This window comes from Oculatella sp. LEGE 06141 (assembly GCF_015207605.1).
In the GTDB taxonomy this organism is placed as follows: domain Bacteria; phylum Cyanobacteriota; class Cyanobacteriia; order Elainellales; family Elainellaceae; genus Oculatella.
Genome location: NZ_JADEWO010000003.1, coordinates 171,251 through 198,046, shown reverse-complemented (window position 1 = coordinate 198,046; position 26,796 = coordinate 171,251). Strand labels below are relative to the sequence as shown.

The 26,796-nt window shown below is 49.5% G+C and carries 24 protein-coding genes; 11 read left to right on the top strand and 13 right to left on the bottom strand.

Annotated features, from left to right (window positions below; translation table 11 throughout):
- Nucleotides 1–990, top strand: a complete 990-nt coding sequence (locus IQ268_RS03885; RefSeq protein ID WP_193875724.1) for a GntR family transcriptional regulator — start codon at nucleotides 1–3, stop codon at nucleotides 988–990.
- A 42-nt stretch (nucleotides 991–1,032) separates the two neighbouring features.
- Here the strand turns inward: IQ268_RS03885 and IQ268_RS03880 are convergent, their stop codons facing one another.
- From IQ268_RS03880 to tig, 4 genes are all read right to left on the bottom strand, one after another.
- Nucleotides 1,033–1,929 (bottom strand): alpha/beta fold hydrolase, encoded by an 897-nt coding sequence (locus tag IQ268_RS03880; protein ID WP_193875723.1) that lies wholly within the window; start codon nucleotides 1,927–1,929, stop codon nucleotides 1,033–1,035.
- A gap of 143 nt (nucleotides 1,930–2,072) precedes the next feature.
- On the bottom strand, nucleotides 2,073–3,407 hold the full coding sequence (gene clpX / locus IQ268_RS03875; RefSeq protein ID WP_193875722.1) for an ATP-dependent protease ATP-binding subunit ClpX: 1,335 nt from the start codon (nucleotides 3,405–3,407) through the stop codon (nucleotides 2,073–2,075).
- Nucleotides 3,408–3,416: 9 nt separating this feature from the next.
- Nucleotides 3,417–4,022, bottom strand: a complete 606-nt coding sequence (clpP, locus tag IQ268_RS03870) for an ATP-dependent Clp endopeptidase proteolytic subunit ClpP (RefSeq protein WP_228035064.1) — start codon at nucleotides 4,020–4,022, stop codon at nucleotides 3,417–3,419.
- A gap of 314 nt (nucleotides 4,023–4,336) precedes the next feature.
- The gene (gene tig, locus IQ268_RS03865) at nucleotides 4,337–5,800 is read right to left on the bottom strand and encodes a trigger factor (RefSeq protein ID WP_193875720.1); all 1,464 of its coding nucleotides are present in this window, start codon (nucleotides 5,798–5,800) and stop codon (nucleotides 4,337–4,339) included.
- 668 nt (nucleotides 5,801–6,468) lie between these two features.
- Between tig and IQ268_RS03860 the strand changes: the two genes are divergently transcribed.
- The 4 genes from IQ268_RS03860 to IQ268_RS03845 all read left to right on the top strand — a co-directional run bounded on the left by IQ268_RS03860 (nucleotide 6,469) and on the right by IQ268_RS03845 (nucleotide 11,379).
- A complete protein-coding gene (locus IQ268_RS03860; protein ID WP_193875718.1) occupies nucleotides 6,469–7,521 on the top strand; it encodes an aspartate-semialdehyde dehydrogenase in 1,053 nt (350 codons plus the stop codon).
- Nucleotides 7,522–7,596: 75 nt separating this feature from the next.
- Nucleotides 7,597–8,493, top strand: coding sequence for a 4-hydroxy-tetrahydrodipicolinate synthase (gene dapA, locus IQ268_RS03855; protein WP_193875716.1), 897 nt, complete (start codon nucleotides 7,597–7,599; stop codon nucleotides 8,491–8,493).
- A 184-nt stretch (nucleotides 8,494–8,677) separates the two neighbouring features.
- Nucleotides 8,678–10,447, top strand: a complete 1,770-nt coding sequence (locus IQ268_RS03850; protein ID WP_193875714.1) for a ribonuclease J — start codon at nucleotides 8,678–8,680, stop codon at nucleotides 10,445–10,447.
- 503 nt (nucleotides 10,448–10,950) lie between these two features.
- Nucleotides 10,951–11,379, top strand: coding sequence for a Mo-dependent nitrogenase C-terminal domain-containing protein (locus IQ268_RS03845; protein WP_228035063.1), 429 nt, complete (start codon nucleotides 10,951–10,953; stop codon nucleotides 11,377–11,379).
- Nucleotides 11,380–11,406: 27 nt separating this feature from the next.
- On the opposite strand, the gene IQ268_RS03840 is transcribed toward IQ268_RS03845, so the two are convergent.
- From IQ268_RS03840 to IQ268_RS03825, 4 genes are all read right to left on the bottom strand, one after another.
- Complete coding sequence (locus IQ268_RS03840) at nucleotides 11,407–12,150, bottom strand: response regulator transcription factor (protein WP_193875712.1); 744 nt, start codon at nucleotides 12,148–12,150, stop codon at nucleotides 11,407–11,409.
- 564 nt (nucleotides 12,151–12,714) lie between these two features.
- Entirely contained in the window at nucleotides 12,715–13,173 is a 459-nt protein-coding gene (locus IQ268_RS03835) for an SRPBCC family protein (protein WP_193875710.1), read from the bottom strand.
- Between the two features lie 86 nt (nucleotides 13,174–13,259).
- Nucleotides 13,260–14,696, bottom strand: a complete 1,437-nt coding sequence (gene zds, locus IQ268_RS03830; protein ID WP_193875708.1) for a 9,9'-di-cis-zeta-carotene desaturase — start codon at nucleotides 14,694–14,696, stop codon at nucleotides 13,260–13,262.
- A gap of 158 nt (nucleotides 14,697–14,854) precedes the next feature.
- Complete coding sequence (locus tag IQ268_RS03825) at nucleotides 14,855–16,879, bottom strand: DICT sensory domain-containing protein (protein WP_193875706.1); 2,025 nt, start codon at nucleotides 16,877–16,879, stop codon at nucleotides 14,855–14,857.
- A 479-nt stretch (nucleotides 16,880–17,358) separates the two neighbouring features.
- Between IQ268_RS03825 and IQ268_RS03820 the strand changes: the two genes are divergently transcribed.
- Nucleotides 17,359–18,108, top strand: coding sequence for a HEAT repeat domain-containing protein (locus IQ268_RS03820; protein ID WP_193875704.1), 750 nt, complete (start codon nucleotides 17,359–17,361; stop codon nucleotides 18,106–18,108).
- Nucleotides 18,109–18,453: 345 nt separating this feature from the next.
- Nucleotides 18,454–19,380 (top strand): LysR family transcriptional regulator, encoded by a 927-nt coding sequence (locus IQ268_RS03815; protein ID WP_193875702.1) that lies wholly within the window; start codon nucleotides 18,454–18,456, stop codon nucleotides 19,378–19,380.
- Nucleotides 19,381–19,409: 29 nt separating this feature from the next.
- Here the strand turns inward: IQ268_RS03815 and IQ268_RS03810 are convergent, their stop codons facing one another.
- Nucleotides 19,410–19,856 (bottom strand): SRPBCC domain-containing protein, encoded by a 447-nt coding sequence (locus IQ268_RS03810; RefSeq protein ID WP_193875699.1) that lies wholly within the window; start codon nucleotides 19,854–19,856, stop codon nucleotides 19,410–19,412.
- A 170-nt stretch (nucleotides 19,857–20,026) separates the two neighbouring features.
- On the opposite strand from IQ268_RS03810, the gene IQ268_RS03805 reads away from it, so the two are divergent.
- Entirely contained in the window at nucleotides 20,027–21,418 is a 1,392-nt protein-coding gene (locus IQ268_RS03805; RefSeq protein ID WP_193875697.1) for a malic enzyme-like NAD(P)-binding protein, read from the top strand.
- A 76-nt stretch (nucleotides 21,419–21,494) separates the two neighbouring features.
- Here IQ268_RS03805 and IQ268_RS03800 read toward each other — a convergent pair whose 3' ends face one another.
- Complete coding sequence (locus IQ268_RS03800; protein WP_193875875.1) at nucleotides 21,495–22,016, bottom strand: hypothetical protein; 522 nt, start codon at nucleotides 22,014–22,016, stop codon at nucleotides 21,495–21,497.
- Between the two features lie 601 nt (nucleotides 22,017–22,617).
- Between IQ268_RS03800 and IQ268_RS03795 the strand changes: the two genes are divergently transcribed.
- Both IQ268_RS03795 and IQ268_RS03790 read left to right on the top strand, forming a co-directional pair.
- Nucleotides 22,618–24,210: a DEAD/DEAH box helicase gene (locus tag IQ268_RS03795; protein WP_193875695.1), complete on the top strand. Its 1,593-nt coding sequence runs from the start codon at nucleotides 22,618–22,620 to the stop codon at nucleotides 24,208–24,210.
- Nucleotides 24,211–24,320: 110 nt separating this feature from the next.
- Nucleotides 24,321–24,821, top strand: coding sequence for a DUF4149 domain-containing protein (locus IQ268_RS03790; RefSeq protein ID WP_193875693.1), 501 nt, complete (start codon nucleotides 24,321–24,323; stop codon nucleotides 24,819–24,821).
- 66 nt (nucleotides 24,822–24,887) lie between these two features.
- Here the strand turns inward: IQ268_RS03790 and IQ268_RS03785 are convergent, their stop codons facing one another.
- From IQ268_RS03785 to IQ268_RS03775, 3 genes are all read right to left on the bottom strand, one after another.
- On the bottom strand, nucleotides 24,888–25,193 hold the full coding sequence (locus IQ268_RS03785; RefSeq protein ID WP_193875692.1) for a TMEM165/GDT1 family protein: 306 nt from the start codon (nucleotides 25,191–25,193) through the stop codon (nucleotides 24,888–24,890).
- Between the two features lie 11 nt (nucleotides 25,194–25,204).
- On the bottom strand, nucleotides 25,205–25,525 hold the full coding sequence (locus IQ268_RS03780; RefSeq protein WP_370584639.1) for a TMEM165/GDT1 family protein: 321 nt from the start codon (nucleotides 25,523–25,525) through the stop codon (nucleotides 25,205–25,207).
- A gap of 242 nt (nucleotides 25,526–25,767) precedes the next feature.
- Nucleotides 25,768–26,118: a YkgJ family cysteine cluster protein gene (locus IQ268_RS03775; RefSeq protein ID WP_193875691.1), complete on the bottom strand. Its 351-nt coding sequence runs from the start codon at nucleotides 26,116–26,118 to the stop codon at nucleotides 25,768–25,770.
- A gap of 191 nt (nucleotides 26,119–26,309) precedes the next feature.
- Here IQ268_RS03775 and psb30 point away from each other — a divergent pair, with 191 nt between their 5' ends.
- Nucleotides 26,310–26,441, top strand: coding sequence for a photosystem II reaction center protein Ycf12/Psb30 (gene psb30 / locus IQ268_RS03770; protein ID WP_193875690.1), 132 nt, complete (start codon nucleotides 26,310–26,312; stop codon nucleotides 26,439–26,441).
- Nucleotides 26,442–26,796 lie beyond the last annotated feature (355 nt).

Here is a 26,796-nt window from a genome sequence, read left to right as displayed (position 1 = left end):
ATGGTTCAGTTTCATATTCAACCTGATAGTGAAATTCCAGCATCTACCCAGCTTTATAACCAGATTCGTTTTGCGATCGCCTCGCGCCAGTTTCCCCCCGGGCATCGCTTGCCCAGCACGCGGCAGCTAGCCATGCAAACGGGGCTGCACCGTAATACCATTAGCAAGGTTTATCGCCAACTCGAAGACGATGGTGTAGTCGATGCCCATGCCGGTTCGGGCATTTATGTCCGAGCGCAAGGCGATGAAGGCGGCAGCGCCGGAGGGCGTTCCCCGCTGGCAGAAAAGTATCCGCAAGCCTATAAACTGGTACAAAAAAGCCTGGACGAACTGTTAAGCCAGGGATGCTCGTTAAGCCAGGCTCGCGAGCTATTTCTTTCGGAGGTAGACTGGCGGTTACGGTGTAGTGCCCGGGTACTGGTATCGACCCCCGGACAAGATATCGGTGCGGGTGAACTGATGGTGTCTGAACTGGAGCAGGCATTGCAAATTCCGGTACAGCTTGTGCCAATGGAAGAGCTGGCGCAGGTGTTAGACCAGGCGCGGTCTGGAACAGTGGTGACAAGTCGTTACTTTATTGGAGAAGCAGAGGCGATCGCCTCTCCCAAATCGGTTCGGGTCATCCCGGTCGATATTTATGACTACGCTCAGGAATTTCAGAAGCTGTTGAAACTGCCAAAAGATAGCCGTCTGGGGTTGGTCAGCCTCAGTTCCGGCATTTTGCGAGCGGCTGAGGTAATTGTCCACAGTCTCCGTGGAGATGAACTGCTGGTCACGACGGCTCAGCCCAACGATACTTACAAGCTCAATGCCATGGTTCGTAATGCCCAAAGTATCTTCAGCTTTGATCAAGTGAGCTGTGCCGCAACCAAAACCGCTGTCTCCAAAGCCAGAGAAGACATTATTCGTCCACCGCAACTAGTTTGCTGTGAAAACTACATTGGCACAAAGTCAATTAGCCTGCTCAAGCGTGAACTAGGGCTGGATTGAGCACCAGCCTGGTTTAGTAGTAGGGTTTAACCGCCCTGACCGTTATCGGTTGGCAGGTGTTGGGGCATTATCTAACTTAAGAAATGTCCGAACGTGCTGCAAATAGGTAGCCTCATCTTCCAACATCGGAAAATGACCCGTATTAGACATCACAACATGGTCAATGTTCTGATTTAGGGCTGCCGCCTGTCTGCCCATTTCAGCCGGAATAATCTGGTCATATTCTCCGGATACCAGCAGCGTTGGCACGGTTAACCTGGCAAATTCTTGCGGCATCTCTTCGGCAGCTCTCTGGCTAACGGAGGTATAGATCGTCCCTAACGCCGCTTCATATTCTGCCATCAGGAAATCTTCCATAAACTCGCGGCTAACGGCATCGGGTAGCGATCGCCGCAAAAAGCGTGCCATAAAGAGCCGATTCACAAACGGTAAATAGCTTAACCAGCGTGGTCGAAACTTGACAACATATCCACCAAATTTATGAAATGCAGTAAACGCTTTTTCGTCATATTCAAAGATGCCGCTACAGGTCAAAATGGCTTGCTCTACCTGCTCGGGATAGCGATTCAGAAACAGCGTCGCAATGGAGGAGCCAGTCGAATGGGCATTGAGATAAACCCGCAGGAGCTGAAAGGCATCTAACAAAGCCGCCAAATCGTCGGCATAGCTTTCCAGTTCATAGCCGATCGCAGTTACGTCTGATGAGATTGGTCGAGTAAACCGCGATCGCCCAAATCCGCGCAAATCGTAAAGCAAGCAGTCAAACTGCTCTGCTAACGCCAGAGCCGTCTTGTGCCAGTACCGGGCTGACCCTGCCCAACCGTGGAGAAAAACCATGACTGGTTTACCAGACTGGGGCTTTTCATCCAGGGAGGAAGGGGCTGATGTGCTAACCCATTCGTAATAGTGGTCAACCCCACGAATAGTGATATAAGGCATTTTTCAATGAGTTTGAACGGTAGATCAAGTACTTCAAACGGGGTTTAAAGCAAAAAAAGGGAGTCAGGAACTATTTTAAGCGTCGTCCTTATCCCTTTATGTTTAAATTTTAAGCTCGTGTGGTGCAGCACTCAAGGCTGCTTTCAAGCAGATTCAGGCTTCGGTATCGAAGACGGATGCAGCAACAACTCGGCGGTAGACCGTTTTTCAACCATTTCGCGGGTGATGAAACAGCGCGTAACGTCTTTGCGGGACGGCAGCTCATACATCACATCTAGCATCAGTTCTTCAACAATGCTGCGAAGCGCTCTAGCTCCTGTCTTTCGCCGATAAGCTTCTTTGGCGATCGCCCGCACGGCATCTGCCTTGAACTCTAATTGGACATTGTCCATCTTCATCAGCTTTTGGTATTGCTTCACCAGAGCATTGCGAGGCTCCGTCAAAATTTCCGTCAGTGCATCTTCGTCTAACGGCTCCACCACAGCAATTACTGGCACGCGCCCAATAAACTCTGGAATCATGCCAAATTTAACCAGATCATCTGGCTCTAAATGCTTCAGGATATCGGCGGCTCGCTTCTCCTTCGACTGGCTATCACCCGGTTGGATAAAGCCCATCGTTTTCTTGCCCGTTCGCTGTTCAACCGCTTTGTCCAATCCAACAAAGGCACCGCCGCAAATGAATAAAATGTTGCTGGTGTCAATTTGGATACAGTCTTGATAGGGATGCTTGCGCCCCCCTTGCGGCGGAACATTGGCGATCGTTCCCTCCAGCATCTTCAGCAACGCTTGCTGCACACCTTCGCCAGACACATCGCGGGTGATAGACGGGTTCTCGCTCTTGCGAGCCACTTTGTCGATCTCATCAATGTAGATGATGCCACGTTGAGCCTCTTCTACATCTAAATCGGCAACCTGTAACAGCCGCAACAAAATGTTTTCAACGTCTTCACCTACATATCCGGCTTCGGTCAGCGTTGTGGCATCGGCAACGGCAAACGGCACATCCAGCATTTCAGCCAGGGTCTGCGCCAGCAGCGTTTTACCACAACCAGTCGGGCCAATGAGCAAAATATTCGATTTCTGTAATTCAACAGCATCGTCTAGCTTGTTGCCCTTATTCTGAACGTAGCTCAACCGCTTGTAATGATTGTAGACAGCGACCGAAAGGACTTTCTTCGCTTCATCTTGACCAATCACATGCTCGTCCAGATGCTTCTTAATCTCCCTGGGCTTTGGTATCTGCCCTAAAGAGAAATTAGACGCTCGAACTTGCCGTTTTTCGGGCTGTTGTTCCCGTCTGGGAGAAGGCTGAGGAACTGCCGCACTGGAATCAAACAACTCCTCATCCAAGATTTCATTGCAGAGGTCAACGCACTCATCACAGATGTAGACTCCAGGGCCAGCAATCAACTTGCGAACCTGTTCCTGCGATTTACCACAGAATGAACACTTGAGATGGGAGTCGTATTTAGACATAGTTGCCTCTTATTTCACTGCGGTAACAGACTCTCCGGGCATGGGCATATCTTGCCGGGAGATAACCTGATCAACTAAACCGTAGTTCTTTGCATCCTCTGCCGACATGAAGAAGTCGCGCTCGGTATCTGCCTCAATTCTCTCAAGCGGCTGACCTGTATGATAAGCCAACAACTCGTTCAATTGGCGCTTGTGGTACAAAATTTCCTTAGCCTGAATCTCAATATCGGCAGCTTGCCCTTGAGCACCACCCAGCGGCTGGTGAATCATGATCCGAGAGCTAGGAAGGGAGAGACGCTTGCCTTTTGCACCACCGGCCAGCAAAAATGCGCCCATGCTAGCCGCTAAGCCGAAACAAATCGTAGCGACGTCAGGACGGACTTGCTGCATGGTGTCGTAAATTGCCATGCCTGCCGTCACCGAGCCACCTGGCGAGTTGATATAGAGCTGAATGTCCTTCTCTGGGTCTTCGGCATCCAGAAAGAGTAATTGAGCCACGATTGAATTGGAGATATCATCATCAACTGGAGTTCCCAGGAACACAATCCGCTCACGCAGCAGTCGAGAATAAATATCAAAGGCTCGCTCACCCCGACCGGATTGTTCAACAACCATAGGGATGACCCCGTCGGCAGCCACCAGATCGGAACTCCCAGAGTAATACCCTGAGGGTCTGACACCAGAAATTAAGTGATCGAACTGAGATACAAGCATAAACCAGGGAAAGATGAGAGAACTCTAGAAACTACAACAAACCGTGTTTCCCAAAAATAAAACATGTTTGCTGAGCAGTTCTATCCGACATTATGCCCTAATTACTTTAGGACTGGTGGGACTCTAGAAAATGCTACAAAAGTTTTCCGGCATGGCAACTCAGTATTGCCTCAGAACGATAAATAACTTAATCCTTTTCCGAGCCTATCAATACTTCATTCAGTCGCTTCGCTAACAGTAGAGGCAGAAACATCTACAGTGGCATCCGTCGGATCTAATTCGATATTTTCGTCTTCGGTTTCCTCATCTGCGTCGATCGCCACTTCGGGGTCGGGCGTAAGCGTGCCCTCTGGCACTAGCTCTACGGTACCGTTTTCCTCCAGCCATGCAATGATCTTGTCTTTTAGCAGCTCTTCTTCAATGACCTGGTGCAATTTTTCTTCGTCAACATCCTGACCGCTATAGTCTGCCAGAATGGTTTGAACTTTGGCCTCAACTTCGTCAGCCTCGACTTTAATCGACTCTAGCTTGGCCACTTCTCCTAACGCCAGGGTGCGCTGAATCCGGGCGATCGCTTCTGGACGAGCCTGATCGCGCAGAATTGAGACGATATCTTGCGTAAAGGTTTTGCGGATATCCATGCCCTGCTCACCCAGACGCATAGCGGTTTGGGTAATGGAAAAATCGACTTCTCGTTTAATCAACGTTTCTGGAATATCCACTTCCAGGTGCTTCACCAATTCCTTGAGAAGGGCCTGCTCTTTGTTGGCTTTTAATTTTTCGTCTGCTTCTTCCCGGAAGCGCTTTTCCAACGATTCTTGCAGTTCGGCTAACGTTTCAAAATCGCTAACCTCTTGAGCAAAGTCATCGTCCAATTCAGGCAATTCTCTTTCCTTCAGCTCTTTGACCGTCACGGTAAAGGTAGCCGCTTTGCCAGCCAGGTCTTTTTGCACATAATCGTCGGGAAATTGAACTGAAATATCCTTCGTTTCTCCTGAATTGATGCCGACAATCCCAGTAACAAAGCCAGGAACAAACTTGTCCTCAGCCAGCTCGATTTCAAAATCTTCAGCGCTGCCGCCGGGAATTTCTTCCCCTTGTTCGCCGTCTTCCTCGCCCTCTGTGGCTTCTTCATTGATCAGCCGACCGACAAAATCAACCACAGCCACATCGCCCAGTTGGGCAGGCCGATTCTCGATGGGCACCAGTGTTGCAGTTTGCTTACGATAGTTTTCTAAAACCTGCTCCACCCGTTCTGAGTCGTATTTCACCTCTTCTGCTTGAACCTGTAAGCCTTTGTATTGAGCTAGTTTGACAACAGGTGGTACATCAACCGCCGCAGAGAAGGTTAACGGATGTCCTGGCTCAAACTGGTCAATCAAATCTTCAAAGGACGATCGCAACTGAAAGTTGCCGAGCGCATCAATTTTTTCTTGCTCGATCGCCTGCTTCAAGCTGCTGTCAATCAAATCCTCTAAAACCGCTGCTTTGAGGCGAGTTGAACCAAAACGCTGAATCAAGACTTGACGAGGAACTTTACCCTTGCGGAACCCAGGAATATTGGCAGAACGAGTGAACTCTTGTAGAGTCTTCTCATATGCCTTCTTGGACATCTCGGGAGTGATCTCAATTTCCAGACCAATCTGACTAGCAGGTAGTTTTTCCTGGGTAACTTTCATTGCGCGTCTCGTAACGATTAGTTTTTCAAAGCGTAGCTATCCGGCTACTGAGATAACTCAGCTTTGCCGCAATTAGCTATAGTAACTGATTCTGACTCAGGCGATGAGAAGATTCGTTGAAATCTAATCCTCTTCATCCCAGCGTAATGATTGGGGCAACTGGTGTAATTATTTCAGGTTCTCCAGGCCAAAAGGATTCCAGTTCAGATTGGTAGAGCATATTGTCAAGATAGACACAGAATGAGTGCAGAGTCCGTTATCATCGTATGTAGCTAAAAAGGTTAGGTAGCCGCAAGCCGTTAGGGTGCTTAAAAATATATCGCCCTTGTCTGGTTAGCCTCAGGGTCAATGACTGGGGAGTCACTAACCACAAAATAAAGTTTTATGAATATTTAACATTATTTCGTTACTGCTAGTCTTGGGTCAATGCGAGGTGACAAACCGCACCTTTTCGATTGGAGGAGTAATTAGAGGATTCAGACAGCTTTATCCAACTATTCATTCAATGTCATTCAACCAATGGTTTTGTTGGTTGCAGATCTGAAGTTTACGAGCTTTGAAGTTCAAGGATGTCAGTTAATTCTTCCTGAAAGCTTGTTTCTGAGATGGTCAGATAACCGTTTTTGAAGACTGATACATTAACTTACTTGTCTGGAGGAAAATTAGAGTTGCCTCAATCATATAGAGTCGCTATCTTAGGCGCGACAGGTGCCGTTGGCAATGAACTGTTGACTCTCCTGGCGGAGCGCCAGTTTCCCGTCGCTAGTTTAAAGCTGTTAGCATCGCCTCGGTCTGCCGGGGAAACGCTTTCGTTTCAGGGAGATGATCTGCGGGTGGAAGCGGTGAGCGATCGCTCGTTTGACAACATCGATCTGGTATTGGCCTCAGCGGGCGGTTCCATTTCCAAAGCCTGGGCTGCAACGGCGATCGCAGCAGGTGCCGTCATGATTGATAACTCCAGCGCCTTTCGGATGGACTCTCAGGTACCTTTAGTGGTACCGGAAGTGAACCCAGAAGCGGTTGTGTCCCATCAGGGAATTATTGCGAACCCAAACTGCACCACAATTTTGATGGCCGTTGCAGTTTATCCGCTGCACCAGGTTCAATCCATCCAACGCATTGTTGCCGCTACCTATCAGTCGGCTAGCGGTGCTGGAGCCAGAGCAATGGAGGAAGTAAAAACTCAGTCTCAGGCCATTTTACAGGGTCAGCCTCCGGTGGCTAAAGTCTTTCCCCATCCGTTAGCCTTTAATCTGTTTCCCCACAATTCGCCCCTAAACGACATGGGTTACTGTGAGGAAGAAATGAAAATGGTCAACGAAACGCGGAAGATATTTGGCGCACCCGATCTTCGCGTGACAGCAACCTGCATACGGGTTCCCGTACTGCGTGCCCATTCAGAATCGATTAATATAGAGTTTTCAACTCCGTTTGATGTTGCACAGGCGCGCGACATCCTCAGTCGGGCTCCCGGCGTGAAGCTTGTGGAAGATTGGCAGGCCAACCACTTCCCTATGCCTGTAGAAGCCAGTGGTCAAGATGAGGTTTTAGTTGGTCGCATCCGCCAAGATATTTCTCATCCCAACGGTTTGGAGCTGTGGCTTAGCGGTGACCAAATTCGCAAGGGTGCCGCTCTCAATGCCGTACAAATTGCAGAGCTGTTAGCACAGCGCGGCTTGATTCGTCCAGTTGAGAAAATTGAAACGATTGGAGTTCGGTAATTTTAACCAGTGTCAGGATAGTTGAAGCAATAGGCTATCCTTGTCTATCTAGTTTCCGTGAGGAGTTAGCGTAGTGTGACTAGTTTTGGACGTGTTCTGACTGCCATGATCACGCCATTTCAACCGGATGGTGATGTCAGTTATGGAGTGGCTGAAGAGTTAGCAGCTTACTTGGTTAGCCACGGCACAGATACCTTGGTTATCTGTGGTACAACTGGAGAGTCTCCTACTCTCAGTTGGGATGAAGAATATCAGCTTTTCCAGGTGGTCAAACGAGCCGTAGATGGGAAAGCTAAGGTGATGGCAGGAACAGGCTCTAATTCGACAGCAGAAGCGATCGCAGCGACCCAAAAAGCCGATAAGATAGGGTTAGACGGAACGTTACAGGTTGTTCCGTATTACAACAAGCCGCCCCAGGCCGGTTTGTATCAACACTTTCGAGCGATCGCCGAAGCCAGTCCCGACTTATCGCTCGTTTTGTACAATATCCCTGGGCGAACAGGGCAAAACCTGTTACCCGAAACCGTTGCTCGTCTGGCAGAGATTCCTAATATTGTTGCTATCAAAGAAGCAAGCGGCAATCTCGACCAGGTTAGCCAGGTTAGGCGATTAACCCCCCCTGAGTTTGCCATTTACTCAGGCGATGATTCGTTGACGCTGCCAATGTTGGCAGTTGGGGCACAAGGAGTTATCAGTGTTGCCAGCCATCTGGTTGGGTTGCAACTGCAAGAGATGACTCAAGCCTTTGAGAAAGGGCAAACTCAGCTTGCCACCCAAATCCACCTCAAATTGTTTCCTTTATTTAAGGCGTTATTTCTGAGTACTAACCCCATTCCGGTTAAAGCCGCTCTCAGGTTACAAGGCTGGCAGGTCGGCTCGACCCGCTTACCCTTAGCGGATGACTCTTCAGATAATCTAGAGCAAGCATTAAGAGCAGTCATGGCAGACCTCGCCTTGCTGAAAGACAACTGACTGCTAATCCAGTTTTTTGCACAACTGAATAGTTTGATCACTCTCCTTGCCTGTGTGTCGCTCTTGTCTATACCGATAGTGTGACGATCCAGCTCTGGCTTACTAAGCGCAAGGTCTAATCAACGGCATACGCTTATGCCAACCATTCTTTAGTTTTTGAAACCCTAGTTGTTTAAGGATGAACATGAATCAAAACGGAAGTCAAAACGGTTCTTCACCAGCACTTAAAATCATTCCGTTGGGAGGCTTACACGAAATCGGTAAGAACACCTGCGTATTTGAAGTGAATGATGAAATTCTTTTACTAGATGCGGGTCTTGCCTTTCCTACGGACGGAATGCACGGGGTTAATATTGTCCTACCCGACACCACTTATTTGCGTGACAATCGTCACAAAATTAAGGGGATGATTGTTACCCACGGGCACGAAGACCACATTGGCGGTATTCCGTTTCATCTCAAGCAGTTTGATATTCCTGTAATCTATGGGCCTCGGCTAGCCATGGCGTTGCTAGAAGGCAAGCTCGAAGAGGCTGGCGTGGCCGATCGCACAGAATTGCGTTCAGTCAAGCCTCGCGAGATTGTTCGGGTCGGCAAATCGTTTTTAGTGGAATATATTCGCAACACCCACTCGATTGCAGATAGTTTCAGCGTTGCCATTCACACGCCCGTAGGTGTGGTGATTCACACCGGTGACTTTAAGGTAGACCATACTCCGGTGGATGGTGAGTATTTTGATTTTCAAAAGCTGGCAGAACATGGCGAAAAAGGCGTGTTGTGCTTAATTAGCGACTCAACGAACTCTGAAATACCTGGACAAACTCCATCAGAGCGATCGGTCTTTCCCAATCTCGATCGCGTTTTCACCCAGGCACAAGGACGGCTGTTGGTCACAACCTTCGCGTCTTCAGTCCACCGAGTCAACATGATTTTAGAGTTGGCGAAGAAGCACGGTCGTTCTGTCTCTATTGTTGGGCGATCGATGCTCAACGTCATCGCTCATGCCCGTAACCTGGGTTACATCAAATGTGAAGACGACCTGTTTGTGCCGCTCAACATGGTCAACAAACTGCCAGACGAGAAAGTACTGGTGTTAACCACGGGTTCCCAGGGAGAACCGATGGCGGCTCTCACCCGTATTGCCAACAAAGAACATCGGCAAGTCAAGATCCGGGAAGGGGATACGGTAGTCTTCTCAGCCAATCCGATTCCGGGCAACACGATTGCGGTCGTCAACACCATCGACAAACTGATGATGCAAGGAGCAAAGGTCGTTTACGGTCGCAGCGAAGGCATTCACGTTTCGGGTCATGGCTCTCAAGAAGATCAAAAACTGATGATCGCCCTTACCCGTCCTAAGTTCTTCCTTCCGGTGCATGGAGAGCATCGAATGCTGGTGAAGCATTCGGACACGGCTCAAAAAATGGGCATTCCCGCCGAAAATATGGTGATTATCAACAATGGAGATGTTGTTGAGCTGACGAAAGACAGCATCCGAATTGCGGATAAAGTCTCGTCTGGGATTGAATTGGTAGACTCGTCTTCTGGGGTAGTACATGAGCGAGTGCTGAAGGAACGTCAGCAGTTGGCAGAAGACGGCATTGTTACGGTTGCAGCGGCGATCGGTCAAACCGGAGAACTGTTAGCCAAACCCGAAGTGCATTTGCATGGGGTGGTCACTTCGGTTGAAAAAGCTCGGATGCAAAAGGTCGTTGCTTTAACGCTGAGTGATTTTCTGAGCGATCGCTGGAAAGACTTTACTCACTCCTTCAATGGCGATGACCTTGAAGTCGATTGGACAAAACTTCAGGCCAGTGTTGAAGCAGAACTGAGACGATTGGTACGACGCGAACTCCAAAGCAATCCGTCGCTAGTATTTTTGCTACAGACTCCAGAACAGACTGTCACGGCTTCACCCCGGAGGCAGCGATCGGCGGCTAAAGTTGCGTCTTAACGTCGCGGCCTGAAGTGGCTTGAATCAATACCTTAAACCGTTCTAAATGATTGGGGAGCAGAAGTTCTGCTCCCCAATTTTAGTTGCATGGCATAGCCGTTGCCGTAATCAGTGTTGATTGAGCGGTTGATTGAGCGTGATTGTCTTGGGTTGTAGCGATCGGAGTTCGAGAATCCAGCACCAAGGGAATTAAACCCTACTTTCAAATGTACGAGATCTGGCGCGGTTAGCTCTTTCAACAGATTTGCGGAGGAAAGCAGTGACCACCCAAAACTAACCAGCAAAACTTGAGTATTATCACTCACCCCTATCGTCTTAACTTCGGGAAAGATATGGGTGTCCTGTAGAAGAACATTCTATGAATCCCATACAGGATTAGGGACTCAACCAGGTTGCCTAAAGTGACGGCCCTTCAACCCTTGTTAATCCAGACGATGGTAAACCAATCTAACCAGTGTGCTTCAGCAAGTGTAGAGTTCCTATCGTGGAATTCTAAAACTACGATGCTCGTTAACTCAACAGTTGCTGACCTGAAAGAGCCAACGATGGACTTTGCCGATTGCATGGCGCAAGATCCAGCCCTCAATTGCTGGACTTGGATTTGTAAGGCAGATTCTGCTGCTCAGTGGATATCTGAGTCAGACCAGTCCATTCGCCCAACCCCTAAACTTCGCTTCAACTTATTGGACTCTGTACGTCAGTGGCTAGATCAAACTGAAATTCGCAACAGCAGGTTTGCCCACTTAGTTTGTAAGCTAATTCCTGCCCAATGTCCCTTTGAGCGCGATATCAAAGTTCTGGGTCACACACTGATCCACATTCCACCGCTCTGCAAGCTAAACCCGTGCTACGAGCAGGTGGTGGCCTTGCGTTTTCGTGCCCTGTGCTTCCTGGCAGATGAATGCGGCGAGGACATCACGCCCTATTGTTAGTGTCCGATTTCTGACCTGCTATGTAGGCTAGGCGACAGTAGACGATTCGGTATCGCCTGTCGCCTGCCCACTGGCGGGTAGTTCTAAACAGTAACCCGCTCCATATACCGTCTTGATGTATCGTGGATGACGCGGATCGGGTTCTAGTTTGGTTCGCAAATGCCGCACATGAACTCTAATGGTTTCAATGTCATCATCTGGATCGTAGCCCCACACTTCTTTAAGGATTTCGCTCGGCGAGACAGTTTGGCCGTGACGTTGCAGCAAACAGTGGAGCAACTCAAACTCCAAATGCGTTAGCTTTACCGTTTGGTCAAACCAAATGGCCTCAAGCCGCTCTGGTACAAGCGTTAGGGGACCATAGTTCAAGATTTCGCTGTGTTTAGCTGCCTGGGGAATGCGATCGGTTCGTCGTAGTAAAGCCCGAACTCGCGCCAGCATCTCTTCAACTTCAAAGGGTTTTGTTAAGTAATCGTCTGCCCCTGCATTAAAGCCTTCTACCTTGTCTTGTGTTTGACCCAAAGCGGTTAGCATCAAGACCGGGATATCAGCCGTCCGTTCATCACGACGCAAGCGCTGACATACCGTGAAGCCATCTACTTTTGGCAACATCAAGTCCAACATGATGAGATCTGGCAAGAGCTGGAGGGCTAAAGCTTGACCCTTGATACCATCTGCTGCCTGGCTAACGTCATAGCCAGCCATCTCTAGGTTGACTGCGACCAATTCTGAAATTGCAGGGTCATCGTCGATGACGAGTATCCGGGGCATTGCTAAATAAGTTTAACGACGGGTGGCGAGACGAAAGAAGTAACCTGACTAGAAATTACGAAGATTCCTGTACAGATTATAAGCAACGATTCTAAAATTTTTCTAATGCAACGGACATCAGAAAGGAAGGTTGTTAATTGATCAGATAATGCCGCTTTATGTTGTTTAATACGGGCTTACTCCTTTGGGGTAATGAGATGCTTGAGCCACAACCGAGCGTAATGAGGACAGCGTTTGCAGCCAATGTTGAGAGTGGGTGCGCTAAGAGCGAAATTAGTAGTGTATCAATCCTGGCATCTTCTGTCTGCTTCAATTCTGCTTTTCCTCAGTATTATCCTCTATACAGCGAAACTTCGCTACGCTAGTAGATTAGCTCTGGGTACTGCCCCAATGGGACACTGTTGTGTGTATGTGAGCAGTGTGTATGTGAGCAGTGAATTTACCAGGCATGCAATTCGTGATACAGATTAGTGCATTGAACAAAATGCAGCCGGATAAGTCTATTTTGTTAAACCACATCTGTTAAACCACAGATTGAAACGATGCAACCAGGAAAGCGGCGGGTTAAAGTGCTTGTTCCTGGTTGGCCTTTGCTTGCAGAGCATATTCCCGAAAGCGTTCCATGTCAGCTTTTAGTGTAGACTCAACGACTCGACCTAAGAATAAATCGTCCATCAGCCGACCCAAAAAGCCAGGGATTGCGTAAGCTACTGTCAGTTTGACGATGCTGCTATCGCCGCGATCGTAAAACCGAATTGCACCCCGGTTGGGCAAGCCGTCTACCGATTCCCACTGGATGATTTGATTGGGAACCTGTTTGAGGATGCGGGATAGCCAGCTAAACTCTAACCCCCCCGTGGCTAGTTTCCAACGCGACAACTCTGGGTTGTCTTCTAAAATTTTGACGGAATCGATCCATTTCATCCAGCGGGGCATCTGTTCGAGATCCGACCAGAGCCCCCAGACTGAATCAATGGGCGTTTCAACTTCGATTTGGACGCTGTGTTCTAGCCAGTCGGACATAAGGAGGTGGATTAAGAGTAGGCAACAGTTAAGAGTCGAACAAGCGCAAGGCATTAACCTGATGGGAATGCATACCCTATCCCCTACTACCCTACACCGTTCAGGATGGCCTTTGCGGCCTGTTCGCCTGAAATAGTAGCGCCTTCCATGCTGTCGATGTAGTCTTGCTGCGTATAGCTACCAGCCAGGAAGAAGTTGGCGATGGGTGTTTTTTGAGCCGGACGATAGAGATCCATGCCGGGGGCTTCTCGATATAGCGATTGAGCCAGTTTAACAACGCTGTACCAGGTCATGTTCAAGTCTCTGGAGGAGGGGAATAGATCGTGGACTTGCTTGAGGACATGCTGAGCGATCGCCTCATTGTTTTGTTTAATGAACGGATCGCCCGGTGTTAACACCACCTGTAACAGAGACCCTTGCCCTTGGCGATAATAGTCGCTGGGGCTGGTCAGCGCTAAGTCTGCGAAGCAGGAGAAATCTGCATCGGGCGTATAGAGTAAGTTGTCCATCCCTGCGGCGTGGTCGAGCTGGTTGCGCTCAGCGTGGTTGTGCAATTCAGTAACCCAACCATCAAACCGAAGTTGCACCGTCGCAACGGGAACCGTATCAAGCTTGTAGATGTTATCGAATTCAGACCAGGTTCGCCATTCCGGCGGCAGCAGGCGTTGGATGCCGGGAACATCGCAGGCGCAGAGATAGGCATCGGCCACAACGGTGTCCTGGTTGTCACCATTGGCGATCGCCAAACCTGTCACTCTGGTTTCCGCCCCCTCACCCGCAAACAGAATTTGCCGCACGCCCCGACGGGTATGAACCTTAGCGCCTCGCGCTTCTAAATAGTCGAGCAGCGGTTTGTGTAAGTATTCATGGGGTGACCCTTCCAGCATTCGCAAAATTGAGGCTTCGGTGCGAGCCGCAAATAGCTGAAAGATCGTTAGCATACACCGAGCCGAGATCGTTTCAGTGTCAATGAAGCCCAACGCATAGGCGATCGGATTCCACATCCGCTTAAGGCTGCCATTGGAGCCACCATGCTGGCGAAACCAATCGGCAAAGCTGATTCGGTCTAGCGCTCGAATCGTCTTCATTGCTCCGTCAAAATCGATTAATCCGCGCACAATTGGACTGGTACCCAGGGCGATCGCATTTTGCGCTTTGTCTTGCAGCGATAGTTGAGAGGTAGTGAAGAAGGCTTTTAGCCCATTGAAAGGAGCACCTGTGATGAAGCGAAAATCCAGAGTGCCCGTCTGTCCACCCCGATTCACAAAGGTATGGGTATGTTCTTTGAGGCGCAAGTTTTCTCCTGCACCGACCTTTTGCATCAACGAAAACAGGTGATAGTAGCAACCAAAAAAGACATGTAGCCCCATCTCAATATGGTTGCCGTCTGCATCAACCCAACTGCCGACTTTGCCACCAATAAACGGGCGAGATTCAAAAATTTCAACCTCGCAACCAGCATCGACTAATTCTACAGCCGCAGCCATACCGGCCAGCCCAGCACCAACGATCGCAACTCGCATTCAACCGTTCCTTATCCGTTTCTTTACAGATTGTAATGGGATTCAGTGCCCTGGGGATCAGGGAAAGCAGATTTATCCACCAGCACTGGATAGCAATGGTCTGAATATCAATTGGTCTGGATATCAATACTCTAGATACGAATGTAGCGACCAACGGCTTATCGTAACGTTGCCCGACTGCTGGAACGGCGGCTTTTGCCCGCAACGCGAGAGGGAGAGCTTAGTTTAGGAGTGGCTTCCGGTTCCGACGAGTCAGATTGTGCGATGGGAATGGTGAGGTGAAAGCGACTGCCCTGATCTCGCCCTGCGGACTCTGCCCAAATTTGCCCTCCCAGACCAAGCACAATTTGCCGGCAAATCGCCAGCCCCAACCCAGTACCACCCGCCGTCCGCCGTAATGCTCCTTCTTCCTGATAGAAGCGATCGAACACCGCTTCTAGTCGGTTGGGTTCAATGCCTCGCCCCGTATCTGCGATCGTCACTTCCAGCATTTTGCCCCCGTTGGGTTTAGCCTCAATCACAACGCGCCCTTCCGGCTCTGTAAACTTGCAGGCATTATCTAACAGTTTGGATAACGCTTCTACAAGCCATTCACCATCTGCTCGCACGAGAGGCAATTCCAGGGGAACATGGGTTTCAATTCGAGGAATACCATTGCTGTCTTGCCGCGTGCGAATGCTGCTCAAGGCCAAATCAACGCATTCATCAAGTGCGAGAGGTTCTAGATGCCATTGCACCCGTCCACTTTCCAAACGCGACAGGGTGAGAAAATCTTGCACCAGGCTCCGCATTCGCTCGGCATCTGTGAGGGCTGTACTCAGCATCACCTGTCGCATTTCCAGGGGCATATCAGGTTCGCTGGCGAGGCTTTCAAGGCATACCTGAATAGTAGAAAGGGGCGTTCGCAGCTCGTGTCCGGTGATGGCAATCAGGTTGCTACGGGTTCGCTCTAGCGCTTCTAATTGCTGATTGAGATCTTCTAAATTGGCATAGGATTCAGCCTGAATGAGAGCCACACCAAGCTGTGTAGCGATCGCCTCTACCAAATCGATCTCGTGTTCTGACCAGGCATGAGGAGCGGCCTGACAATGATGCAATTCGACCACTCCCAACAGCCGCCCTTGATACAGCACCGGAACAATCAGCCATGACCGAATACGCCAGCGATCGACAAGCGCTTGAATAGGTTCCAGGTTGTGTTGGGTTTCGTGCTGAGTGTCAACAATTGAAACCGGATCGAGCGTTTTAACAACGGCTTGAAACAGCGGATTATCTTGGAGCAACCACGTTTGCCCAACCAGGGATTGAATGGCTGGATCAGACAACGATTCGTGAATTATTGTCGTCGTCGCATCTGTGGCTTTGCAGCGGTAAATTAAACAGCGGCAGGCTTGACTGGCTTGACCCAGTTCTTTGACAGCAACTTTAAAGATCTCGTTGGGATCAAGCGATCGCCGAATGGCAGCCGTAATCGAGTTCACCAGTCTTTCTTTTCGTTCCTGTGCCGAAATAGAACGATAGGCTTTTAGCAGCTTGTATTGCCCTGCTTGCAGGTAGGTAATCAACCGTTGGGCAAAGGGATCTGGATCGACTTCTCGCACACCAGACGGGACTTCGGCAATTAATTTTGCTCTAGCTTTTTGGATTTTGGCCTTCAGTTCAGGGCGATAGACCTGAATTCGATTCAGCAAAATATCTGCGGCCTGACAGCTAACCTGCCGATCGAACGTCCAGACTCCCTCAAAGCGGCGAGTTTGATCCATGTGAAGCGGTTCATCCGACATTTCTGGCGAAAGGACTTGCCGTTCTCGACAAATAAGGCAGGCCGAATACTGATCGCTAATGACGACCAGGTGCCACTCGTGGCTGAGCTGATCGGTTGGCTCAAAGGCGATCGTTTCGTACTGCTTAGAGTCGTTGGAAAAACTGGTTTCTGGAGCAGCCAGAACATACACCTGGGGCGACAGTGCTGCAACCCGCTCGTAACGGTGTGCTTCCTGCCGATAAAACCGCTCCCGCTGGAAGCTAGCAATGACAAGGGGCTGGCTGCTGGCGCTTCCTGCCAATACCAGATCCTCCATGGCATGAGAAAGCGCAGTCAACGAGGATTTGAAATAGATTTGTGGGCGCAGGGATGGTGAGTTTTGCAGTAACTCTTCCAGCACGGAAGTAGGGATGCTCATTAGATCGTCTCTATCAATCCAAATTCTGCTCAAATCCAGGCCATTGCTGCATGGTCGAAGCCTATTCCCACAACTACACGGTGAACTCAGGTTCAGCGTGCAGTTGGTGACAGCAATGTCGTCCTAATCTATAGAAAAAATGGATTCCAGTGAATGCCTGAGCATCTGCCTGCAAACCAGATAGCAATCTGACCCAGCTTTTTTTCTATCATGAGCTGACGGTGTTGTAGATCCTTAAAAATCAGGACGAAGCCAAGCAAGTTAACATGCTCCTAGATCCAATATATATTTTTGGCAGGCTATTCGAATAAAACATTTGCACGAGACGCGAAATCCTGAGGGGTTGAGCTGTGCAAGCTCACTTCCACAACCTCACTTCCACAAATAGTAATCATTGATCACAAAGGCGATCGCTTGATTTGTGTAGACTCTATCCTTTAGCACTGATCGGAGCATAAGCTTTGCTGTAAAGTGGCTATATGTATGACGAAGACGAACTCACGGTGCTGGATGCCGATCTAGAGAGTCCTTTAGACAAACTGGGTCCGCTTAGCGCTGAGACAGAAACGCCTAAGCCCGATCCAGAAGCCATGCTGGCCTTGTTGGGCGCTCCCCAAAACCAGCAGCGAATGCTGGCTGCCCGAGCGTTTTGTGAAATTGAAGACGAGCGAGCCATTCCAGCGCTGATCGAGCTGTTAACAGATGCCTGTCCATTAATCCGCGTTAGTGCCGCCTACGCCCTGGGGCGCAACCCCAGCGCTGTCGCGGTGGAGCCGCTAATCGTGCAACTTCAGCGAGATTGGAACGGCTATGTCCGTAAGGGTATTGTGTGGGCGTTGGGCAATTGCCGCGATCGCCGTTCGCTAGAACCATTGATTGACGCGCTCAAAACCGATATATCCGCCGTTCGCCTGTGGGCTGCCAGCTCGTTGGCGCAAATGGCAATTAGCTATGAAACCATTGTCGCAGCCATGCCGCCGTTAATTGAAGCATTGCGGCAAGACCCCATTGCAGCGGTACGAAGCAACTGCGCCTGGACGATTGGCCAACTGTGTCGCGAACTGCCGTCCAATGTAATTTATGCTACTGCGATCGACGCATTGATTGAGGCGTTCGCAGAAGACCAGGAAATGGGAGTTCGTGAAGATGCTAAATCAGCCATTCTTAAGGTAGGCGATCCCAGAGGGTTGCAGGTGGTTGAAGAGCTAGAGCTAGAAGGATTCCTGTAAACATCAGTGGGTTATCTGCAAACCGGAACAGGCGATCGCCCCCGCCTGTCGGGAAAGATGCGTTTAGTTGCCCATCAACCTGACGCGATCAGACGCGCATGAGTCTGCGAATGCTGGAAAAGCGTTACGCAACCCAAAACAACCTTGCTCAAACTGGAAGGAACCGCAAGCGGAGCGGTCGTTTCAGCTTGACCTGGCAATTTGCTTGAGTTGCATAACGCAGGTTGGAAGGGAACCAGTAGACTTGCCAGTGCTGTTATAGTAGCGCCAAAAATCATAGATTAAAATCACTAGATATGTTATTTATGTTAGTCTTTTCTCTATGGTTTTTGAGGATGACGACACTTGATTCATGCCACTCTGCATCAACTAAAAGTTTTTGAAGCGACTGCCCGTCATGGCAGCTTTACAAGAGCGGCTGAAGAATTGTTTCTGACCCAGCCGACGGTATCCATGCAGGTCAAGCAGCTCACTAAAGCGATCGGTCTACCGCTGTTTGAGCAGGTAGGTAAGCGCCTTTTTTTAACCGATGCTGGACGGGAGCTATTTTCTACGTGTCAAGAAATCTTCAGCCGACTTGAGCAACTAGAAATGACCATCGCCGATCTGAAGGGCATGAAACAGGGACGGTTGCGGCTGGCCGTGATCACCACGGCCAAGTATTTTATGCCACGTCTGTTGGGGCCGTTTTGTCAGCTTTATCCAGGTATTGATGTATCGCTCACGGTAACTAACCATGAACGTGTGATCGATCGACTGGCGAACAACCAGGATGATTTGTATGTTATGACCCAACTGCCCTCCCATCTGGATATCAAGACACATCCGTTTTTAGACAATCCACTGGTGGTGCTTGCCCCCAGCAATCATCCGCTGGCAAACGAAAAATCGATTCCGCTGAAACGATTTGCCGAAGAACCCTTTATCATGCGAGAACCTGGCTCAGGTACCCGGCGAGCCGTTCAACAGCTTTTGGATGAGAACAATCTAACCGTAAAAGTGCGGTTAGAGTTAGGCAGCAATGAGGCAATTAAGCAGGCGATCGCCGCAGGGTTAGGGTTATCTATCCTCTCTCACCATGTCCTGTCTATGGAGGGCACAAGCGGCGCGCTGACGGTGTTAGACGTACAGGGCTTTCCCATCCAGCGGCAGTGGTACACGGTTTATCTTGCTGGAAAGCAGCTTTCTGTTGTGGCCAATACGTTTTTGCAATATCTACAAGAGGCGGCGCGTGAATTGGGGGAAGGAGTGCTGGCTAAAGAAAAATCATAGAAGAGAAGCCTTTCCATCAATGATGCCGCTCACCAGCCTGGTCTAGCATCCTCAACATGCCGCTTCAACTCTCTCGCCATTCGCCTTAAGCCTTGCTGCTCATCTTGCCGCAAAAAAACTAAAAACAGGCGTGACACCGTTCCAGAAAAGGTTTCTCGGTGGATGTACTTGGTTCGTTGTCGGCCTACATCTTGTAGCTCAAAGACATGTTCGCTGCGAAATCCAGGAGCAGAATAAACCCAGACCAGACAGGTTTCTGGCTGAAGCAGGGTTACCATTGGTTCAAACTCGGTTTCTGCTTCTTCTGCCAGTCGTCTCAGTGACAAAAAAACCGTTTTTCCCTGCACGAATGCTTTGGTTGCGTCGCGATCGTACAAAAACGTATTCCACTTGAGCCAATCTTGCTTGCGAATCAGTGCTTGCCAAACGGCTGTCTTGGGAGCGTTGATCTCAATTTCTGTATATAAGCTTGGCATAAACCAGTTCAGGCTAAGTCGTCAACGGTAGCAACATGTCGGTGTGACTGGGTACAATCATGAGCTTAATCATCCCCTAAGCTAGGGACAACCGCTTCAGAGTCCTGACTAGTTCTCAAAGCAGATCTAGCAATAGAGGCTACGCCCATTTAGAGAAAAACAGCACTCCTATGGTCAATTTGACACCTAATCCCAGCTTTAGTTTAACGATTCGGTTTCAGCTTCCTCATCAGGCTGGGATGCTGGCGCATGTTACGCAAGCGATCGCCGCCGTTGGGGGAAACATTGGTCAGATTGATCTGATTGAACAAAACCGTAAGACGCTGATTCGTGATGTTACCGTTGATGCTGCCAGTACTGAACATGCCGAGAAGATTGTCTCAGCCGTCAAGGCGCTTGACAACATTAAGGTACTAAACGTTTACGATCGCACATTCAATTTGCACAGGGGCGGCAAAATTAGCGTCCACAGCAAACTTCCCTTAAGAAACCAGGGAGATTTGGCGATGGCTTATACGCCTGGGGTGGGTCGTGTCTGTACGGCGATCGCAGAGGAGCCAGATCAGGTCTACGCATTGACTATTAAAAGCAATACAGTTGCCATTGTCACTGATGGAAGTGCGGTATTGGGGCTAGGAAATTTAGGTCCCGCCGGAGCGCTCCCCGTGATGGAAGGGAAAGCCATGCTGTTTAAGGAGTTTGCTGGCATTGATGCGTTTCCAATTTGTCTGGCGACTCAAGACACGGATGCCATTGTGGAAACCATCAAAAACATCGCTCCGGTGTTTGGTGGCATTAATCTAGAAGACATTAGCGCCCCTCGCTGCTTTGAAATTGAAGCTCGGTTGCAGCGTGAGTTAGATATTCCAGTGTTTCATGACGATCAGCACGGAACGGCTATTGTGACATTGGCGGCTTTGTTCAACGCGCTCAAACTGGTGCGGAAGTCGCTAGAGAATGTCAAGATCGTAATTAATGGAGCGGGCGCGGCTGGAGTGGCGATCGCCCGGCTGCTACGGAAGGCAGGAGCCAGAAGCATTTGCCTCTGCGACTCTCGTGGCATTCTTTCGACAAGCCGCTCAGACTTGACGCTGCAAAAACAGGAATTTGCCGTAACTGAAAGCGGTTCACTAGCCAACGCTCTGGTAAATGCTGATGTGTTCCTGGGGGTCAGTGCGCCCGGCGTGTTAACCCCTGCGATGGTAAAAGCAATGGCTCCAGATGCGATTGTGTTTGCAATGGCTAACCCTATTCCTGAAATTCAGCCGGAATTGGTAGTGGGCGATGTGGCTGTGATGGCGACTGGGCGCAGCGATTATGCCAATCAAATTAACAACGTTTTGGCCTTTCCAGGCGTGTTTCGAGGAGCGCTGGACTGTCGGGCGGGTACCATGACCACCAGCATGTATTTGGAAGCGGCAGCGGCGATCGCCTCCCTGGTCAAGCCCTCCGACCTCAATGCTGAGCACATTATTCCTTCTGTGTTCGATGATCGAGTCGTGGCAGTTGTGTCGGCTGCAGTTCAACGTGCTGCCCGTGAGGATGGCGTTGCTGCCAACTAAGCAACATTTACACAACAAAACGAGGGGCGGCCTTGCCGCCCCTCAAATCTAGCTATCCGAAGTGAATCACCGATGATTAACGGTTGAAGTATCGGTTGTTTCCACCCAGAGAATCCAGTTGTCTCTGAACAGAAATCTCGTATCCGGCGCTATCTGCTCTTTCAGAGGAAAGGCCGTAACTATCTACCGCTGCTTGAATCACATCGTCGGCTGTCACCTGACCCGTGGTAACGGCAGTCGAGAGTGCATAATAGCTGGGGATACCCTGCTCGCTGAAGTAACCCTGCCGTGCCAAGTTGACCACCTGAAAGGCAGTCAAGTCGGTTTGCATTTGACCAGCCATTGGAGAGCCAGTCCGCTGATCAAGTCCTTGGGGAGAATTTCGGTTGTATTGTTGATCCATTTGTCCAGGAGTCATAGGCTGACCGCTTTGCCCAGGCATAGTCTGTCCGGGAGGCATCTGTCCAGGAGACATTTGTCCGGGTGCCATTTGCTGAGATCCTGGAGTCTGTGGTTGGCTCATCTGTGCGTTGGCCACCGGAGCGATCGCAGTCGCCAATAGTGCAGCGGATACTGTTCCGTAAATTAGACGTTTCATAATATAAGTCTCCTATCTCGATATAGCTCTACTGAGCGGATTTACTAAGCGCTCGTTAAAGGCCAAGTAGTCACTATGTTAAGAACGATATTGAATAGAGACATGTGTCAGCAGAGGTAAAAATTGTTAGCGATGCGGCTCAAAATATACGCAATTTGAAGGACTCGCATTAAGCTCCTGATTCGCTAAGAATTCAGATACAGAGCAGACACGACCTGGAAAAAATAAAGTCAATCCGCTTAGCCAGGTCACTTCAAAAACTCAGTCATTTAAGCTACACAGAAATAATAAATACGGAGTGCCCTACTCTTTCAATGGCGACTAAATGATGTGTAAATTTGAGTTGGTTTCAGCAGGACACACCTAAAACACCTGGCTTTGATGCAACTGTTTATCTGCCTTTGTGCAACAGATCCTCGCTTTTACTTCCAACCTGGATAGATGCGTGCGGTTGTGCAGAAACTAGATGTAGCAATGGTTCAACAGCTAAGAGGCTTACACTGTACCAATACATCATCTAAGTCGCCAGCCAATTGCCGCCTTTTGGTGTACTTTGAGTAATACACTTTCTCTCAGGTCATTTAGTTAGAGTCAGGATCGAATGCACCTGGACTCATCACCTAGTTCACTCCAGCCGCCAACTCTGCGTCCCTATCAACTCCATCTGATCAAAGAACTCTACACAACCCTGGGGCGGGGACATCGCCGAGTCGCGATTATTGCTGGCACGGGTGCCGGAAAAACAGTGATTGGCGGCAAAATCTGTGCTGATGCTGAAGCTAGAGGCTTAAAGCTGCTGTTTTTAGTGCATCTGGATGTGCTGGTAGGTCAAACTTACGAAAAGATGAAGTCGTTCGGATTGCACTGTGGCTTTATTAAGTCCGGGTGGCGAGAAGATCTGGATGCGCCGATTCAAATTGCCAGTATTCAAACGATGGCGAAGCGAAACTGGTGGCAGCAATGGCCAGCCAATGTGGTGTTTTTTGATGAGGGACACACTACGGTATTCAGCCAGATTGGTCAGCAGGTGATGTATGAAACGCACCCCTCGGCTGTCCACTTAGCAATGACCGCAACTCCTTATCGCTTAGGGCGATCGCAATTAGGCGATCACATGGAGACGTTTGTAGCCTCGCCCGTTCCGGCAGAGCTACAGCAGATGGGCTTCCTGGCATCTATGAAGTATTACGGCTTGCCAACCGAAAACCAGGTTGACTTAGAAGGCGTACGCACCGTTGCGGGAGACTACGACGAACGGGATTTGAAGAACGCTTGCGATCGCCCCGAACTAGTTCAGCGCATCGTTGAAGAATGGCATCGTCTCACCCCCAACAAACGCACGATCGCCTTTTGTGTGGACGTTGATCACGCTCGGCATGTGGCTGAAGCGTTTAAGGCCGCAGGCGTTCCTTCAGCAGCAGTGGATGGTAGCACTGCCATCAAAGCACGGCAGCGGCTCTATGCCGAGCTAAGGGCAGGAACCATCCTGGTTCTCACCTCGTGCAATGTCATCAGCATTGGTTTCGATGAACCTAGCGTGGAAGTGGGTCTGTTGTTGCGACCGACGCAATCGCGCGCATTACACCAGCAGCAAATTGGACGAGTGATGCGAATCTCCCCAGCAACGGGCAAAATCCACGGCATCATTCTCGATCAAGCGGGAAATTTGCCGCGCCTTGGCTTTCCCGAAGATGTGAAGGAATATCGCCTGCCCACCAGCAAAGAACCCGATGCCAGTGAAACGCCACCCAACAAACAATGTCCTGATTGCAACCGCTTTGTTTGGGGTTTTGTCTTAGAATGTCCTGACTGTGGCTATTCCTGGCAAACAGAACCACAGGTTCATACCGAAGCGATGGTCGAGGTTGTCAGCGAGGAGATTCTGCGCCGTCTTGAAGAACAAAAAAGGATCGAGTTCTTTCGAATGCAACGGCGCAAAACCTTTCTGCAAGGAGCAGCACCCAACTGGACAAAGCGCGTTTTCTTTGAACGATTTAACTGCTTACCCGATAAGGCTTGGAGCCAAAATGCCATCTTCGGGGAAACGCCTACCCGTGCCGATAAAGTGGCTTACAAACATTATTTAGCCACGATCGCACAGCAGCAGGGAAAAGCCCTCTCCTGGGTCATCGACGAATTTCAACAGGAGTTTGGCTCAGACCATTGGCAAGACATTCTTCTTAATCCCTCGTAATGGATGAGAGCGTTGTCCGATGCGTATCTACACATACTGCAACGATAGTTCACCCTACTGGAAGGAGAGATTCGCTAAGCTCGAAGGTAGAGAGTAATCCTTAGGAGCCTATGTTTGCGATCGCCAGTTCTGAATTCCAACGTTCTAAGTGGCAAACGATTGTTACAGGAACGCTAGCCTTTTGGCTCAGCAGTAGCTTGCTTTTGGATTTTGTGGTTATGCCGGGGATGTACACGGCTGGCATGATGACCGAACCAGGATTTGCAACCGCTGGCTATTCAATTTTTTGGATATTTAACCGCATCGAGTTGGTGTGTGCGGCGATAGCATTAACTGGGTTGCTCGTCCTTCGCACCACCCGACCTACCGTGAATCAGCTAACTGCATTCGCTTTAGGGTTAGGGTTATTTCTCTTTGCAGTTTCCCTGATCTACACTTATGGGTTAACTCCAGAAATGAGCGCCCTGGGTTTACAGCTCGATTTGTTTCAGCCCAGCGCTGAGGTTCCAGCAGCAATGGATCAGATGCATCAAGAGTATTGGCTGTTGGAGCTGTTGAAGCTAGGTGCAAGTGGTGCTTTGCTTGGGCTGTGTTGGAACAAGCAAGTCTAAGGCAAATTGCTTTGTTGATCCGTTCATCCAAAACTAACCCCGCCGGTGCGGGGTTTTTTGTTGTTCTTAAAGTTGCTCTTCAGACGGTTCGGGCACCTCACTCGCATCAAACCAAAGCAGCCGGATAGCCATTATGGCAAACCCAACAGCGGCAACTGATTTGACCAGGCGAGTGGGCAACAGTTGCGAAGCACCATCGCCAAGCAGAACCCCCAAAAAGCTAGTCACCAGCAATGCAGCAACTGAGCCTAAAAAAACGGCTCGGATGGATTTTGAGTTACCGCTCAGGGCGATCGCAGCCAGTTGGCTTTTGTCCCCCAGTTCGGACAGAAAAACGGTGACAAAGCTCAGTCCAAGCAAATTCCAATCCATAGCGGCAACCTCTACATGCCAACGACATCCCACAGCAGCAGCACCGAAACTAGCAGCAAGATTGCTCCTGTCGCCGTTTCCAGCGTTGCCTTAGACACTCGCTTTGCCAACCAGCAACCAAGTGAAACCCCCAGCAAGCTAGTTGCAACTAGCGCCAAACTGGCTCCGGCAAACACAACCCAGGGAGATTGAGATTCGGCACTCATCAACAGGGTTGCCACCTGGGTCTTGTCGCCCAGTTCTGCCAGGAAGATCGTTAGGAAGGTAGAAAGAAAAATCTTGACCTCGTTGGCTGGAGGTCGATGCGATCGCTCTTCTGAAGAGCCTGCCACTGGCAGCGTGCTGTCCTGAGCAACATCATCGTTAACGCTATCTAGAGAATTCGGAACCAACGGAGGCTCGAAATGAGGCTGTATGACAAGATGCTCTCGTTCAGCAACAAAGAAGCGAACTGTAGTAGGAGACTTCACAGGCAATCGCAGTTAGATTGTTTTCATATTCTTTTCATTTTATGCCCTACCCGACTGGAAAAGGCAACTATCTGCTCTGAAGTTTGAACGAAGCCTGAGCCAGATTACAGTCCAACTTCTCGGTTGAATCGGACTAGTTCCAAACTGCGATAGCCGTAAATGCTCTCAATTTGCTCATGGCAACAGTCGATCGCAAAATCGTTGAGTTCATCAGGCTCTATCCCATAGAGATCATGGAATACATCTGGCTCAACCCGGCAAAACCGGGGGCGATCGGCATAAATGCGGCATTCCCGAGTAACCTGATCAAAATGTATGCACCACCCATCAGCACCAACGAGCGTCAAATACTGCTCCAGTTCTGCTGGCGATAGGTATTGATCCAGATCAGGGCGATCGGCTGGATCAAGCTGACAACAAGCTCCACAGTTCTTTACACAACGCCAAGTTGCCATACTGCTGAAATTTTATACAAAATGTCTCTTTTTGAGCTTAACGATTGGATTGGAACCCACAGGGGCAACGCCCAGAGATGACTAATTTCTTTACAATTTTCTCAGGTTTCTGAAGTGACAGGGCACTTAGCGGGTAGAATGTGATTCAGATATTTCAGCTGAAACTATACTGGGTCACCTTGGGAGGATCAATGGAGGCTTTAACAAGCGTATTTAGCGGTATCAACTGGGAAGCGATCGTTCAGCTCACCCTTGTCGGCATGATCATGATTGCAGGGCCAGTCGTCATTTTTGTTCTAGCCGCTCGGGGTGGAGATTTATAGGATTCCCATACTCGCTGAATTTTGGTTCAGTCGTCAAATCTAGAGAAAACCAAGAAATAGAAGTAGTGGGGAAACGAAATGGGCAATGCTCATGTCATTTCCCCACTTTTTATGGCCGCTTTTTGCCAGGGTGTAGTTTGGCTGAATAGCTCTATGGCGTTATTCCTATTGGGGCGATCGCTAATCAGAATGAATGAACCGTTCAGACCCATGTTTTTAATTTGAATCAGTCTTTTTTATAATCTTCAGAATCAAAGATTTATCTCTTTTGATGAATTCTGATATAGTTTTGGCTCAGTGTCCGCAACCCTATTTTCAACACCGATCGGAGTAGCCTAATTCCACCAGCATCACT